Genomic DNA, 15,526 nt, shown 5'->3' with positions numbered 1-15,526 from the left:
TGATAATGCAGTGGTTGAAAGCTTCTTCGGGACACTTAAATGCGAAACCATCTACTTACACAAGGTTAAATCTTTGTCAGATCTGATTAGAACACTTGATGAGTATATCTACTGGTATAATCACTATAAAATAAAATTAACTCGCTCAAATGTACCGTTCACAGAAAGTACAATTTCATTTAAGTTAGTGACTATTAAAGATGCAACATCTAGAGCGGTTAAGAATTTTAGTGTGTCAAATCCATCTAAAATTTCAAGTATTATTTCGGTTTCTAAAAATGCTGAAAGCTTAAATGAAGCAGTCGATTTATTAAATAATTCAATTCAGGTTTTAATAGAAAATGAACTTGCAGAGAGAAATTTATCGGCATATCAGACCAAAAAATACTTACAAGAAAGAATTGCAGCAGTAAAGCTAAAGTTAGATAGTTCGACGAATAATTTGCAAGAACTGCAAAAACAAACAGGAGTTTATAATTTTAATACAAAGAAAAGTGAACTTTTAGGAAAATTAACAGCTTTAGATAAAGAACGTATAGAAGTAGAAGAGAAAATTAATGCTTTGCACCGTTTAATGCCTAAAAAATCGAGTAGTGTTGATAATTTAATAGCGCTTAATATTGCAGGACTTGATGTTTCGTACTACATGACAAATGTAGATCAATTGGATAATCTTGAAAACCAACGAGAGCAAATGCTTAAGGTTTACAAATCAAATACGGATGAGATTAGAGAAATAGATCGTCAATTAGCGAAAACAAGAAACAATATTTCGAATGTTGTCAATGCGCATTTACAAAAGTTGAACACCGATTTGTCCATGATTAATGCCAAATTAGCGGAGTCTGAATTCAAAGCAAAAGATTTACCATACGAAGAAATAGAATTTGTGGAAGCAAATCGTGGGTTTGAGTTGAATAGTACAATGTATTCTACGTTGATCAATCAGTTAAACACAACCGATTTGTCTTTAGCCTCTATTGTCTCTGATATTACAATCATTGATCCTGCGAAGAATCAAGGTCAAGGATTTATTTACCCAAATCCAAATCGTAATTACTTGATTGCTTTAGGAATTGGTTTATTGATTCCTCTTATTTATGTGGTGATTAAAGAATTGTTAGATTTTAAAGTTCGTGTATTAAAGGATATCACAGGACGTACAAATATTCCAATTATTGGTTTGGTTGGTCCGTTAGGGGACAATTCACCATTAGTTGTTATCAATAATCCTAAATCTGGAATTTCAGAATCATTTAGATCTATTCGTTCTAATTTAAAGTATTTATATAAACATCCAGGACTCGACGAGCATAATAAAACCATTTTAGTCACTTCATTTATTGGAGGTGAAGGTAAAACGTTCAACGCGATGAATATCGCCAGTTCAATCGGTTCGATGGATAAGAAAACGATTCTGATTGGATTAGATTTACGTAAGCCAAAAATATTTGATGATTTTAATATCAACAATAAAGTTGGGGTAACAGATTATGTAGCAGGTTATTTAGATTTAAATAAAATTATACAACATACAATTTTACCTAATTTAGACGTTATTACAGCTGGTCCAATTCCTCCAAATCCTTCTGAATTGATTTTGAGTAAACGAATGGATCAATTGTTTGCTGAATTGAAAGAAAAATATGAATTTGTGATTATAGATTCGCCACCAATTGGATTGGTAACAGATTCTTATGATTTGATGTGTTATGCTGATTGTACATTGTATGTGACGCGTTACAATTATTCAGAGAAAAACTTTATTACGGCGATTTCGAATAAATACGATGAAGGAGAAGTGTCGAATGTTGGAATTATATTCAACGACTTCCAAATCAAAACGGGTTACGGTTATGGCTATGGTTACGGCTATGGTTACGGTTATGGCTACGGTTATGGTTACGGTTATGGCTATTTTGCTGGTGACGAAGATTTTGATAATTCATTCTTTGGTAAACTTAAACGATTAGCTACTCGTATTAAAAGTAAATTTTTTTAATTAAAATGTTATTAAAGAACATATTTGATTATATACTTGCATTAATCCTACTATTTTTTTTAGTGGGATTAATTGTTTTGTTAGTTATCATAAGTTCTTTTGATACGAATCAATTTGGTGTTTTTACTCAAAAAAGAGTAGGGAAGAACGGCAAGTTTTTTACTATTTACAAAATCAGAACAATTAAAGGTTTTTCTGAAAATACAATTACCACCAATCAACATCATATTACAAAATTTGGAAAAGTTTTAAGAGATTATAAATTAGATGAACTGCCACAGTTAATTAATATTCTAAAAGGTGAAATGAGCTTCGTTGGTCCTCGTCCTGATGTAAAAGGTTATGCTGATGTATTGGTTGGAGAAGATCGGATAATGCTTCAGGTAAAACCTGGTTTAACTGGGCCTGCTCAATTAAAATATCGACACGAAGAAGAACTCTTATCCGATGTTACAAATCCAAAAGCTTACAATGATGAAGTTCTTTGGCCAGATAAAGTGAAGATTAATGTCGACTATGTGAAGAATTGGAGTTTTAAACAAGATTTAATTTATATGGTTCAAACACTTATAAAAAAATAAAAGAGAATCCTAAATTGGATTCTCTTTTATTTTTGAAAATAGAGTAATATTACACTTGAATGACACCTAAGTTAAATTGTTTTTCAATTGGTGCATGATTCGCTGCTTCAATTCCCATCGAAATCCATTTTCGTGTATCTAACGGATCAATAATTCCATCTGTCCACAAACGTGCTGCAGCATAGTATGGGCTCGTCTCATCGTTGTATTTTGCCGTAATTTCGTCTAATAATTCTTGTTTTTTCACTTCATCTACTTCAACACCTTGTGCTTTCAAAGAAGCTTCTTTGATTTGGAACAATACTTTCGCTGCTTGTTCACCTCCCATAACTGCTAATTGAGCTGATGGCCAGGCAGCAATCAATCGTGGATCATAAGCTTTTCCACACATGGCATAGTTTCCAGCACCGTAAGAATTACCAACTACAATTGTAAATTTTGGAACAACAGAATTTGATACTGCATTAACCATTTTTGCGCCATCTTTGATGATTCCACCATGTTCTGATTTCGAACCAACCATAAATCCAGTGACATCTTGTAAGAAAACCAATGGGATTTTCTTTTGATTACAATTCGCAATAAATCGAGTGGCTTTATCAGCAGAATCTGAATAAATAACACCGCCAAATTGCATTCCGTCTTTTTTAGATTTTACAATTTTACGTTGATTGGCTACAATTCCTACCGCCCAACCATCAATTCGCGCATAAGTACAAATGATTGACTTTCCATAATCGGGCTTGTATTCATCCAATTCAGAGTTATCAACAAGTCGGTTAATAATATCATACATATCGTATTGTTCGGCACGAGATTCAGGCAGAATGCCATAGATTTCTTTTTCGTCTAATGCTGGTTTTGCAGCTTCAATTCGATTAAATCCAGCTTTATCGTAATCTCCAATTTTTCCTACAATCGATTTTATTCGATCCAACGCATCCTTATCATCTTTGGCCTTATAATCTGTTACACCAGAAATTTCGCAATGTGTTGTTGCTCCTCCTAAAGTTTCGTTGTCAATGTCTTCTCCAATTGCCGCTTTTACCAAGTAGCTCCCCGCCAAGAAAATAGAACCCGTTTTATCTACTATCATTGCTTCATCGCTCATGATTGGTAAATAGGCTCCTCCAGCAACACAACTTCCCATGACCGCAGCAATCTGTGTAATTCCCATTGAAGACATGATGGCATTGTTTCGGAAAATACGTCCAAAGTTTTCTTTATCCGGAAATATTTCGTCTTGCATAGGTAGATAAACTCCTGCACTATCGACTAAATAAATAATTGGTAATCGATTTTCCATGGCAATTTCTTGCGCTCGCAAATTCTTTTTTCCAGTAATTGGAAACCAAGCGCCAGCTTTTACTGTTGCATCATTTGCTACAACAATACATTGTTTTCCCGAAATGTATCCAATTTTTACTACAACACCTCCTGAAGGGCAACCGCCATGTTCTTTGTACATTCCATCGCCTGTTAAAGCACCAATTTCAATGCTTGGTTTTTTATCGTCGAATAGATAGTCAACACGTTCACGAGCTGTCATTTTTCCTTTGCTATGCAACGCATCAATTCTTTTTTTACCTCCGCCAAGGTAAACTTCATTTAGTTTGTTACGCAGTTTAGAAAGTAATAATTTGTTATGATCCTCTCTTTTATTAAAAGTTAAATCCATTGTGGTTTTCTGTTTGTTTACAGCTCTAAACTAATGAATTTTCTCCAATTCTTAAAATCAAATTTAAACTTACAAACCTGTACATACAAAGTTTTTGCAATGCGATTGCAATTGAGGAAAAAAGTGCTGAAAATCGTTTTCTAATTTTGAATAATTTAGTTCAAATTCAGGAATGATATGATGTAAATTATTTTTGAATTTAGTTCGACTTCCAACTCCTTTCAAAGTTTTTTGAACACCTTCTATTGTTGAATAGTTTTCGAACCAATCATATTTTAAAAGGTAAAAAATGATTTCTTGTAATTTTTTTGGGAATGAAGGATATTTATCTTCAAAAAGTTGATAACAATTTGTTTTAAAATTTTCGAACGGAATTTCTGAGAAATCATTCCAATGTTTAATCAAAAAATAATCGTAAATCACATCAATAATAATCGGTGAAAATTTATGTTGTGTGTTGTGAAAATAACTCGAGCTTCGTTTCACAATTTCGTGCGAATCGGTAAATGAATCAATCGATCGATGAAGTAAAATTCCTTTCTGAATCTCAGTTTCATAATTCATGAATTGATTTCCTTTAACGATTTCTCCAAGTAAATTTCCGATTTGGAGCGATTGATTTCCGAACGATAAAAATTGGTGTGCGACAAAGTTCATATGGCTTATTTAGTTGCATAAAGTTAATTCTTTTTTAAATGATACCATGTTATTTTATAATCATGAAAAAAGCCATCTGAAAAGATGGCTTTTGAATTATTTTAGTTGAGATTTATTTACTGAAATCGACTTTCAATAAATCAATTTTTGCTAATAATTGTTGTTGAACAGTTGTATATTCTTCTTGCGATGCTAAAGGAGCATTGACAGAGAAATAATATTTAATTTTAGGTTCTGTTCCCGAAGGACGACACGCTACTTTACTGCCATCTTCTGTGTAGAAAATTAAGACATTTGATTGAGGGATATTAATCGTTTTCTCTTCTCCAGAAACTAAATTTTTGTCGATTGAAGATTGGAAATCTTTTACACGAATAACTTTAGAACCGGCCAATTCTTTTGGAGGATTTGATCTGAATTCTACCATCATTTGCGCAATCAATTCAGCACCTTCTTTTCCTGGTTTAACAATGCTAATTAAATCTTCTTGATATGCTTTTCCTAATTCAAGGTAGATTTCAGTTAACTTGTTATATAAAGAACTTCCTTTTGCTTTTTGTACAGCTGCAATTTCAGAAACTAATAAAGCTGTTGTAACAGAATCTTTGTCTCGAATAAAATCACCCACCATAAATCCGAATGATTCTTCACCTCCTCCAACAAATTTTTCTTGGCCTTCGAATTTACGAATCATATCTGCAATCCATTTGAAACCTGTTAAACCAACTTTACAATCAACATTGAATTTTGCTGCGATATCATAGAAGATGTCAGACGTTACAATAGTTGAACCAATAAATTCTTTTCCAATTAATTTACCAGCTTCTTGCCATTTTTCTAATAAATAATAAGCCAAAACAGTATTCATTTGGTTACCATTTAATAAAACGATTTTACCTTCGTTGTTACGCGTTGCAACACCAACACGATCGGCATCAGGATCTGTACCAATGACAACATCAGCACCGATTTCGTTTGCCAAAGCAACCGCCATAGTTAATGCTTCTGGTTCTTCTGGATTTGGCGATTTTACTGTAGGGAAATCACCACTTGGAATTGCTTGTTCAGCTACTTGATGAACTTGTGTGAAACCAGCTTTTTCAAATGCTTTTGGTGTAATGGCAACAGAAGTTCCGTGAATAGATGTAAATACAATTTTGATATCTTGTTTACCTTCTTGCGTAAAACTACCGTTTGCTACACATGCATCAATAAAGGCTTCGTCAATCTCTTTTCCAATGTAAGTTAATAAGGTATCATTTCCTTGAAATTTAATTTCTTCAACTTTTACATTGTTTACTTCGTTGATAATTTCACCATCTTGTGGTGGAACAATTTGCGCACCATCATTCCAATATACTTTGTATCCATTGTAAATAGGAGGGTTGTGAGAAGCTGTTAAAACAATTCCTGCATCGCAACCTAAATGACGAACTGTAAACGATAATTCTGGTGTTGGACGGAAAGATTCGAATAAGTAAACATTGATTCCGTTTGCTGTTAAAACATCAGCAACCATTTTTGCAAACGTATCCGAATTGTGACGCACATCGTATGCAATGGCTATTTTTTTCTCTTTATTTGGAAATTGTTGATTGATATAATTTGCTAAACCTTGAGTGGCGGCACCAAGTGTATATTTGTTCAAACGATTTGTTCCAACGCCCATTATTCCACGCATTCCTCCTGTACCAAACTCTAAGTTTTTGTAAAAAGAATCGTCTAATTCGGTTGGATTGTTATCGATTAAATCTTGAACAGCTTTTCTTGTTTCCGCATCGTACGCGTCAGAAAGCCATAATTGAGCATTTTCTAAACTTGAAATCATTCTTGTTTTTATTTTTTAAGTACTTGGGCGCGGTCAGTTACTTTTGTATCCTTGTTTGGATCGCCCATGAAATTTACGATTGAGTTTCCTTTTGCAGCACCATATAATGTTTGACGAGCATTGATATCTAACAAAGCATTATCGTCTGTTGTGAAATTAGCTTCATTCACTTCATATTTAAACAAATCTAACTTTGCTTCTCCATAGGCTTTTACTTTCATTGTTCCTGCAGTTCCTTCTAACATGATATTAGTTTGGTCATCCGCTTTCAAATTAAAGTCATTGGTAATCAAAAAAGTTTGACTTATTCGTGCTTGATCTGTGACATTCATCTCTAATTCATCAACATTTAATGTTCCTGAAGTGGTCAAAGAAGTTTGTTTATTCACATCAATTTTTTCTAAATCACGTGTTACATAAACATACAAATCATAAGCGCTGTATTGGTCTACATTTGATTTTTCTTTGATTGAAAGCGTTTGATTATTTGCTGTAACTTCTAAATTATCGATAATATTTTGGTGCGATTCTACTTTAACTCCAGTTGTATTTCCTGGAACTAAAATAACATTACAATTACATGAAACGCTCAAATCTTTGATGTTGTCAGCTGTATATTCTTTTTGAGCTGTTGCTACGCCTTCTCCATCAATAGACGATGAACAAGAAGTGGCAATTAAACCTAAAAATCCTAATAAAATAATCTTTTTCATAGTTGTGGGTTTTAATTAGTTTAAATTCAATTCTTTTTGAACTAAATACAATTGTTTTTCTCTGTTGTTACGAACAATTAACTCGCCCAAAAATCCCGCCAAAAATAGCTGTGTTCCTAAAATCATAAAAACCAATGAAATGTAGAAATAGGGACTGTCTGTAATTAATCTTGCAGGGGAATGTGAAATATAAACTTTGTATAATTTTTCGATTCCTAAATAAAAAGAGGCAAAAAATCCTAAGATAAACATCAAAGTTCCTAATAAACCGAAAATATGCATGGGTTTATTCCCAAATTTTGAAGCAAAAAATAGTGTAATCAAGTCTAAGAAACCATTGACAAAACGATTTGCACCAAATTTTGAAACGCCATATTTACGCGCTTGATGTTTTACTTTTTTCTCAATAATTCGAGAATAGCCTGCGTTTTTAGCTAAAACAGGAATATAGCGATGCATGTCTCCATACAACTCGATATTTTGCGTTACTTCCCAACGATAAGCTTTCAAACCACAGTTAAAATCATGCAATTTTACACCCGAAGTTTTGCGTGCTACACCGTTAAATAATTTTGAAGGAAGATTCTTTTTCAGTTTGTTGTCTTGACGATTCTCTTTCCAACCCGATACAATATCTGCTTTGTTATTTTTAAGCATTTTGTATAACGACGGAATTTCTTCAGGAAAATCTTGTAAATCGGCATCCATCGTAATCACAACATCGCCTTTTACTTCTTTGAAAGCGGCGCTTAGTGCAGGAGATTTTCCATAATTTTTACGGAATTTAATTCCTTTTACTTCAGGATTGAAGTTGGCAATATATTCGATAATTTGCCACGAATCATCTGTACTTCCGTCATCAACGAAAATAACTTCGAATGTAAAATCATTCTGCTCACAGACTTTTTTGATTCTGTAGAATAATTCCTCTAAGGAATCTTGTTCGTTCAACAAAGGAACAACAACTGAAATATTCATATGTTAAAAAACACGTTTTTTTAAGAATTGTGAAAACATTGCTGAAATTGCAATGTAGAAAGATAAGAAAATTGAGAATAATCCAAAAAAGTTTTTAACAGTAAATAAATTTAATGTTTTATAATCATCCGAATTTCTAAATGTTTCGATATCTTTTGCGATTTTAGGATCAGACATATTTGATGTAAAAGTGTCTAATAATCCTTGTTTCAAACTATCTTGAGCCCATTCACCATACGTATTAAAAAATACAAAGATGACAATCAAACTAATGATTCCACCAAAGAAGATGGTGTAAAAACCAATCTTGAATCCTTCTTTAAAGGTCATTAAATCTTCTGAAGTTTGATGATTTTTAGCTTTCGCTCTTGATAAATTGAAAATAGTGAAGAAACAGTATACTGCATACAATGGTAATACTACGAAACAGCAAATCATGAAGCTGTAGGTGTAATAATCTTGTACAGAAACGGTTCCGTTAAGAGAGAAATAAAAGTATAGTGCAAAAAACAATACTAAGGTAATTCCCGCCAGCACTAATGAATTTTTGAAAATTTTATTAAAACTAATCATTTTGCAAAGATAAATATATCCTTTATTCTATGATAGTTTATTTTGTATGATTTAAAAGGTAATTTATATTAAGAAATAAATTATTTTTGTTTGTAAATGATTTCATTATTTAAATATTTTTTTAGCTGTATCTCTCATCACTTCGTCTCTATTAATAGTAGAAGTGAATGATAAAACGATGCCTTTAGACGAATATTTACATGATTATAATTCTGTTTTATACAACAATCCTTCAGAAGTTATTTCGAATGCAGAGTTTCTGATTCGAAATTTGGATAATAAAAAAAATATTGCCGAAACTTATCTGCTTTTAGCTTATGGTCATTTTTATGCTGGGAAAAATGATAAAGCTTTAGAAAATGCTGCTCTTGCTAATCTGGAAGCATTAAAAACATCGAATATAAAGCTAATTGATGATTCAGAATTGAATCTATCAACAGTATCATTTATATGATTTTTCTGAAAAATATATTGCTGAAAATCATTCAGAGAATGGAATTTCAATAAAGGCTTCACAATTTTTTAATCAAGGAAATTTTGGGAAATGTATTGAAACGTTTTTAGGTAAAAAAAATTGACGATTGAGGAAAAACTTATTTTGTCAAAGGCTTATCTTAAAAATCATCAATATGATAAAGCCTTTCAATTACTTCAAAATCTGAATCAAAATGATGCACTTGGTTTGTATTTTAAAACAAGAATAGAATTGTATTTGGGAGAATTGTACTTTGATAAAAGGGAGACAGATAAAGCGCTAAATCATTATAAAATTGCGTTGAGTTTGGCCAAGAAATTAAATCATCCTTATTTAATTAACGATGTTTATTACAATTTGGGAAGCTTGTATTTAGCAACTCATTCTATTCACGAAATTAATTATTATAGCGAAAAGTATGACTCCATTTCTACGTTGAATTTATTGATGAATCAGAAAATTAATAATGAAATTTTTTATCATCAATCAAAAATAATCCAATTAAAGCAGCAAAAAACAGAAGATTTATTACAAAGACTTATCATTTTTTCCTTTGTTGTGTTATTCTTAACTATCCTTATTTATGGTTATATTCTGAACAAAAAAAAGGAAAAATTAGGTGTTGTTACTACAATTTTACAAACCATAAAAGAATCTAAAAATGAAGTTGTACAAGCTGATTTGGAAACTAAATATTCGCAAAAAACAGATTTGTTGTCTAAAGATAAAGAATACGCGCTTTTGCAAAAGTTAGATTCTTTTGAGAAAACGAATAAATTTTTATCCAAAAATGTTTCGTTAAGGCTTGTTGCATCTAAACTTGATACCAATACAAAATATCTGAGTGAGGTGATTAATCGTCATAAGAAAAAGAATTTCAACACTTATATAAACGAACTTAGAATAAAATATATACTGAATAAGTTGACAACCGATTCTAATTATTTGAATTATAAAATCAGTTATTTAGCGGAAGAAGCGGGGTTTTCTTCGCACAGTAGTTTTGTGTCTGCATTTAAAACTTTTACAGGAACTACACCAACACTTTTCATTAACACTTTAAGTCGAACAGCAGAATTATGAGAAAAATACTATTGATGTGGCTGATGTTGTATGGTAGTTTTATTGGTTTTGCGCAAAGTGATTCGATTAAAATTAAAAATCTTTACGAAGAAGCCAAGACAAATGTTTATAAATACCCAAAACAAGCAATAAAACAAATCGATGTTTTGATAACTCAATCAAACATAAATGCTAAACAGCTGGTTGATATTTACTTTTTAAAATCTACTGCATATTCTAATTTAAGAGACAATGAGAAAGCATTGGAACATTTGAATAAAACCTATGAATTGGTTAATGTTTTAGAAAATAAAGGACAAAAAGTAGCTGCGCTTCATCGGATTTCATCTATTTATCATAGTTTAAAATTATATGATAAATCGCTTGTTTACCTGAATGAAGCTGAGAAAACAATTCAGAATTTAGAAAATAGACAGGAAAAATTAGAATCGGTTGCCTATAATTACACCGTAAGAGGGTTGATTTTTAAAGATCTGAATAATACCAATAGCGCAATAAATTATTTTAACAAAGCCATTAGGAGTTATAATCAAATAGAGAATAGTTTTGTTGCAAATTCTAATAAAAGTGTTATTTATTATAATTTAGGATATTGTTATTTAAAAACAGATTTGAATACCGCTGAAAAATCATTTATCACATCTTACGAATTATCAAAATTAACAGCTACAAAAATCTTGATTGCTTATTCTTTAAAGGGGTTAGGAGAATATTATTTTAAATTAAATAATTATGAAACATCAAATAAAAAGCTGAATGAAGCATTAATTGTATTGGGTGATATTGATGATTCTGTTTTGCAACGAAATATCTATAGTTTAATAGGGTTGAATAGTATTGCACAACAAGAATGGAAGCAATTCGAGAAAGCAGATAGCTTGAGTACTTTGTATGCTAAAAAAGTGTTGAATTCCGAGAACAAAACCATTAGTATAGCAGTTCAATCTTTAAATCACGAAGCCAAAGTTAGTACCAAGAAAACATTGTTCAATGCCCAGTTAGTTGGTATTTTTTCTCTTTTTATTTTGATTCTTATGACTTATGTTTTTTATAATAAACAAAAAAAATTAAATAAATGTATTCTTCAAAATCAAGAAGAATTGGTTGATCTTCTTCGTTAAAAGTAATTTTTTTTTCTAATATAATTTATTCATAATGAAAACGAAATGTTCTTTCGATTGTTAAACGAAGAAAAAAAATCTTCAAAATACTTTTATTTTATCAAAACATTCTTACCTTTGCATCAGGCAAGTCCTACACAACCAGCTCCTGTTGAATCCTCCAGGACGGGAACGTAGCAAAGGTATACGGTCGTAGCGGTGTGATGTAGATCGCTTGCCTATTTTTATTTCTCTAAATTTCACTCCCACTTTTTTTTACCCCATTATTTATTCATAAATTTGCAACCATTGATTTAAAGAATTCAATGGAAACAAACAAGACACCAAAGTACATTTTCGTTACCGGAGGAGTAACATCGTCGTTAGGAAAAGGAATCGTAGCTTCTTCATTAGGAATGCTATTAGAAGCTAGAGGATATAGAGTGACAATTCAAAAATTAGATCCTTATATCAATATAGACCCAGGAACACTTAATCCTTACGAGCATGGAGAATGTTACGTGACGGAAGATGGTGCAGAGACCGATTTAGATTTAGGACATTATGAGCGTTTCTTGAACCGCGCTACATCTCGTGCTAATTCAGTTACTACAGGTCGTATTTATCAAACAGTTATAGAAAAAGAACGTCGTGGAGATTATTTAGGAAAAACAGTTCAAGTTGTTCCTCATATCACAAACGAAATCAAACGTCGTATCAAATTATTAGGTAATACAGGTGATTACGATATCATCATTACTGAAATTGGAGGTACAGTGGGTGATATAGAATCTTTACCATATATCGAAACAATTCGACAATTAATTTGGGAATTAGGTGAACATAACTCTTCAGTAATTCACTTAACATTAGTACCATATTTAGCTGCTGCAGGTGAATTGAAAACAAAACCAACACAACATTCTGTTCGAACTTTAATGGAAAATGGTATTCATGCCAATATTTTAGTGACAAGAACTGAACATCATTTACCAAAAGATGTCAAAGCTAAACTGGCATTATTTTGTAATGTTCGCAAAGAAAACGTAATCGAAAGTATGGATGCAGACACAATTTATGAGGTTCCATTTTTATTACATGAACAAAATTTTGACGAAGTTGTTTTAAAAGGCTTAGATTTGCCAACTGATCAAGAACCAGATTTTACAGTTTGGAACAAATTCTTATCAAACCATAAAAATCCTAAAAACGAAATTGAAATTGCTTTAGTAGGTAAATATGTTTCGTTACATGATTCTTATAAATCAATTACAGAAGCGTTTGTACATGCTGCAGCAACTTGTGAAACAAGTGTAAAAGTTCGTTGGGTGTATTCTGGAGAAATTACAGAAGACAACGTTGGAGAGCAACTGAAAGGTGTTGCAGGAATTTTGATTGCACCAGGTTTTGGGGATCGTGGAATTTTAGGTAAAATAATTGCTGCAAATTATGCACGAAGAAATAATATTCCAACATTAGGAATTTGTTTGGGAATGCAAATTATGGCAATCGAATTTGCACGTAATGTATTAGGTTACGAAAAAGCAGATTCAGCAGAAATGGATTTAACAACGCCTTATCCAGTCATTAGTTTGATGGAAGATCAAAAAGATGTATCGGACAAAGGAGGAACAATGCGTTTAGGAAATTGGAAATGTGAATTAGCTGAGCATTCAAAAATCAAAGCAATTTATAATTCTGAAGAAATCTTAGAGCGTCATCGTCATCGTTATGAATTTAACAACGAATTTTATGATGAATTTGTTGAACATAATTTTATCCCAGTTGGTAAAAACCCAGAAACAGAATTAGTAGAAATTTTAGAACATAATCAACACCCATTTTATATTGGTGTACAATTCCATCCGGAATATAAAAGTACAGTTGCTTCGCCACATCCTTTATTTATAAGTTTTATCGAAGCTTCTTTATTGAATAAACAAAATGATTTATTAAATGCAACAAGAGAAAAAATTTGATTTTAACCAAACGATTGGTTTTATTTTAATTGCTATTCTTTTTGGCGTATTCTATTATCTTAACAGACCTTCGGAAGAACAAGTCGAAGCTCAAAAGAAAGAATTAGTCCAAAAGCAAGAGCAAGCAAAAAAACAGGAACAATTAAACAAAACAGCTACAACACAAGCTTTTCAAACTGTAGATCCTACATTAGCAAAAGATGTTGAAGTGAGTAATGATAAACTTAAAGTTAAGTTTTCGCCAAAAGGAGCTCAGATTGCTGATGTTCAAATTATCGGTTATGATGCTTTTGATGCGAAAAAAGATGGAAACAAAGATCCTTTACATTTAGTAAAAAATGGATCAAGTAAATTCAACTTATCATTCAAAACGAAACAAGGAGCTGTTCTTAATGTTTCGGATTTGGTATTTGTACCACAGGTGCAAAAAAATGCGAACAATACAATTGTGACGTTTACAGCCAATGCGGAAAATAGTCAAATTCAATACATCTATACATTAGGAGATTCTTATGGGATTGATTTTGAAGTAAAAACTCAAGGTTTATCTAATATTACTTCAGAAAATAAAGTCGATTTAGCGTGGACGATGGACGGTTTCAGTACAGAGAAAGGGAAAGATCAAGAGAAATATTGGTCACATACTTATTTTCAGTTCAAAGGAAACAAAGACATCGAATACGAATTATTTGGAGCTGATGAATGGCAAGAAGAGGAAGCAATTTCTTGGGTAGCAAATAAACAACAATTCTTTGCGACAGTTTTATCTAATGACGAAGGGTTCAAGAATACAAAAGGTGGATCTATCAATTCGGCTGAAGAAGACTTAACGTATAGTAAACATTACAATTTAAGTTCTCAAATCGATTTAAAAAATAGTGAAATCAATTCAAAATTCACATGGGATTTTATTCCATTGGATTATAAAATGTTGAAAGATTACAACGACAAAGGATTCCAAAACTTAATCGATTTTGGTTGGGGATTATTTGGTTGGTTGAATAAATATTTCTTCTTGAATATTTTCAAATGGTTAGCTTCTGTAGGAATCACTTACGGATGGGTAATCTTCTTGATGACAATCGTTGTGAAATTGGTTTTATCTCCAATTATGTACAAACAATACCGTCAATCAGCATTGATGAAAGTTGTTCGTCCTGAATTGAATGAAATCAACGAAAAATACAAGGATCCGAAAGATGCAATGAAGAAACAACAAGAAACGATGGCTATTTATCGTAATGCAGGAATTAATCCATTAGCAGGATGCTTACCAGCTTTACTACAAATTCCTATTTTCTATGCGTTGTTCCGTTTCTTCCCAAACTTAATCGACTTAAGAGGTGCTCCTTTCTGGTTCGTAGAAGATTTAACAGCTTATGATGATATCATCAGTTTGCCAGAATGGGTTCCGTTCTTAAATGGTCACTTAAGTGTATTTGCTTTATTATATATCGTTGCAATGATGGTTTATTTTAAAGTATCAGGATCTATGGACAACTTCCAAATGCCACAACAAGAAGGAATGCCAAATATGCAATTCATGAAATACATGATGTATGTGATGCCAGTTTTCTTCTTTGTATTCCTTAATAATTATGCCTCTGGACTATCATGGTATTATTTAGTTTCTAATACGATTAACATCTTTATCGTCTTATACATTAAGAGGTTCATGATTCATGAAGCAAAAATTCATCAAATTATTGAAACGAATAAAACGAAACCTAAAAAACAAGGTAAATTTGCTACTCGTATGCAAGAAATGATGAAGCAAGCTCAAGAGATGCAAGAGCAACAACAAAAAAATAAAAAGAAATAATAATTTCTAAAAGATCATTCTAAAAATCCGTTAATAATAATTAACGGATTTTTTATT

The 15,526-nt window shown here is 31.8% G+C and carries 13 protein-coding genes and 1 other RNA gene; 8 read left to right on the top strand and 6 right to left on the bottom strand.

From position 1 onward, the window contains the following. Together Q0616_RS10330 and Q0616_RS10325 are read left to right on the top strand one after the other, a co-directional pair. Positions 1–2,002: polysaccharide biosynthesis tyrosine autokinase (locus Q0616_RS10330; protein WP_298776852.1), on the top strand; the 2,002-nt coding region annotated here is incomplete at its 5' end. A gap of 5 nt (positions 2,003–2,007) precedes the next feature. Then, positions 2,008–2,583, top strand: a complete 576-nt coding sequence (locus Q0616_RS10325; RefSeq protein ID WP_298776851.1) for a sugar transferase — start codon at positions 2,008–2,010, stop codon at positions 2,581–2,583. Positions 2,584–2,632: 49 nt separating this feature from the next. Here the strand turns inward: Q0616_RS10325 and Q0616_RS10320 are convergent, their stop codons facing one another. The 6 genes from Q0616_RS10320 to Q0616_RS10295 form a co-directional block, all read right to left on the bottom strand. After that, the gene (locus Q0616_RS10320; RefSeq protein ID WP_225540365.1) at positions 2,633–4,261 is read right to left on the bottom strand and encodes a carboxyl transferase domain-containing protein; all 1,629 of its coding nucleotides are present in this window, start codon (positions 4,259–4,261) and stop codon (positions 2,633–2,635) included. Between the two features lie 69 nt (positions 4,262–4,330). After that, positions 4,331–4,918, bottom strand: coding sequence for an ACP phosphodiesterase (locus Q0616_RS10315; protein WP_298776850.1), 588 nt, complete (start codon positions 4,916–4,918; stop codon positions 4,331–4,333). A gap of 112 nt (positions 4,919–5,030) precedes the next feature. Continuing rightward, the gene (locus tag Q0616_RS10310; RefSeq protein WP_286482988.1) at positions 5,031–6,746 is read right to left on the bottom strand and encodes a phospho-sugar mutase; all 1,716 of its coding nucleotides are present in this window, start codon (positions 6,744–6,746) and stop codon (positions 5,031–5,033) included. An 8-nt stretch (positions 6,747–6,754) separates the two neighbouring features. Beyond that, a complete protein-coding gene (locus Q0616_RS10305) occupies positions 6,755–7,459 on the bottom strand; it encodes a DUF2807 domain-containing protein (RefSeq protein WP_171623123.1) in 705 nt (234 codons plus the stop codon). Positions 7,460–7,474: 15 nt separating this feature from the next. Next, positions 7,475–8,437: a glycosyltransferase family 2 protein gene (locus Q0616_RS10300; RefSeq protein WP_298776848.1), complete on the bottom strand. Its 963-nt coding sequence runs from the start codon at positions 8,435–8,437 to the stop codon at positions 7,475–7,477. Between the two features lie 3 nt (positions 8,438–8,440). After that, positions 8,441–9,010, bottom strand: coding sequence for a DUF4199 domain-containing protein (locus Q0616_RS10295; protein ID WP_188319614.1), 570 nt, complete (start codon positions 9,008–9,010; stop codon positions 8,441–8,443). A 178-nt stretch (positions 9,011–9,188) separates the two neighbouring features. On the opposite strand from Q0616_RS10295, the gene Q0616_RS10290 reads away from it, so the two are divergent. The 6 genes from Q0616_RS10290 (at position 9,189) to yidC (ending at position 15,469) form a co-directional block, all read left to right on the top strand. Continuing rightward, positions 9,189–9,464: a hypothetical protein gene (locus tag Q0616_RS10290; protein ID WP_225541301.1), complete on the top strand. Its 276-nt coding sequence runs from the start codon at positions 9,189–9,191 to the stop codon at positions 9,462–9,464. 144 nt (positions 9,465–9,608) lie between these two features. After that, positions 9,609–10,568 carry an AraC family transcriptional regulator gene (locus Q0616_RS10285; RefSeq protein WP_225541302.1) on the top strand — a complete coding sequence of 320 codons (960 nt, stop codon included), beginning with the start codon at positions 9,609–9,611 and terminating at the stop codon, positions 10,566–10,568. After that, positions 10,565–11,689, top strand: coding sequence for a hypothetical protein (locus Q0616_RS10280; RefSeq protein ID WP_298776845.1), 1,125 nt, complete (start codon positions 10,565–10,567; stop codon positions 11,687–11,689). The genes Q0616_RS10285 and Q0616_RS10280 overlap by 4 nt, the downstream gene beginning before the upstream one ends. A 124-nt stretch (positions 11,690–11,813) precedes the next feature. Next, positions 11,814–11,912, top strand: an RNA gene (gene ffs, locus Q0616_RS10275) — signal recognition particle sRNA small type. A gap of 82 nt (positions 11,913–11,994) precedes the next feature. Beyond that, positions 11,995–13,647 carry a CTP synthase gene (locus Q0616_RS10270; protein WP_171623129.1) on the top strand — a complete coding sequence of 551 codons (1,653 nt, stop codon included), beginning with the start codon at positions 11,995–11,997 and terminating at the stop codon, positions 13,645–13,647. Beyond that, entirely contained in the window at positions 13,625–15,469 is a 1,845-nt protein-coding gene (gene yidC / locus Q0616_RS10265) for a membrane protein insertase YidC (RefSeq protein WP_225539830.1), read from the top strand. Before Q0616_RS10270 ends, yidC begins: the two co-directional genes overlap by 23 nt. The last annotated feature ends 57 nt before the right edge of the window (positions 15,470–15,526 follow it).

Source organism: uncultured Empedobacter sp. (genome assembly GCF_937930195.1).
GTDB lineage: Bacteria > Bacteroidota > Bacteroidia > Flavobacteriales > Weeksellaceae > Empedobacter > Empedobacter stercoris.
The sequence above is the reverse complement of the archived record's forward strand: the minus strand, read 5'-3'. Positions and strand labels throughout refer to the sequence as shown.

What these genes read in the sequence shown, in the direction of transcription:
- Q0616_RS10305 (WP_171623123.1), bottom strand. Translation starts at nt 7,459, where the DNA reads ATGAAAAAGATTATTTTATTAGGATTTTTAGGTTTAATTGCCACTTCT.
- Q0616_RS10280 (WP_298776845.1), top strand. Translation starts at nt 10,565, where the DNA reads ATGAGAAAAATACTATTGATGTGGCTGATGTTGTATGGTAGTTTTATT.
- Q0616_RS10270 (WP_171623129.1), top strand. Translation starts at nt 11,995, where the DNA reads ATGGAAACAAACAAGACACCAAAGTACATTTTCGTTACCGGAGGAGTA.
- Q0616_RS10300 (WP_298776848.1), bottom strand. Translation starts at nt 8,437, where the DNA reads ATGAATATTTCAGTTGTTGTTCCTTTGTTGAACGAACAAGATTCCTTA.
- yidC (WP_225539830.1), top strand. Translation starts at nt 13,625, where the DNA reads ATGCAACAAGAGAAAAAATTTGATTTTAACCAAACGATTGGTTTTATT.
- Q0616_RS10310 (WP_286482988.1), bottom strand. Translation starts at nt 6,746, where the DNA reads ATGATTTCAAGTTTAGAAAATGCTCAATTATGGCTTTCTGACGCGTAC.
- Q0616_RS10320 (WP_225540365.1), bottom strand. Translation starts at nt 4,261, where the DNA reads ATGGATTTAACTTTTAATAAAAGAGAGGATCATAACAAATTATTACTT.
- Q0616_RS10315 (WP_298776850.1), bottom strand. Translation starts at nt 4,918, where the DNA reads ATGAACTTTGTCGCACACCAATTTTTATCGTTCGGAAATCAATCGCTC.
- Q0616_RS10295 (WP_188319614.1), bottom strand. Translation starts at nt 9,010, where the DNA reads ATGATTAGTTTTAATAAAATTTTCAAAAATTCATTAGTGCTGGCGGGA.
- Q0616_RS10290 (WP_225541301.1), top strand. Translation starts at nt 9,189, where the DNA reads ATGCCTTTAGACGAATATTTACATGATTATAATTCTGTTTTATACAAC.
- Q0616_RS10325 (WP_298776851.1), top strand. Translation starts at nt 2,008, where the DNA reads ATGTTATTAAAGAACATATTTGATTATATACTTGCATTAATCCTACTA.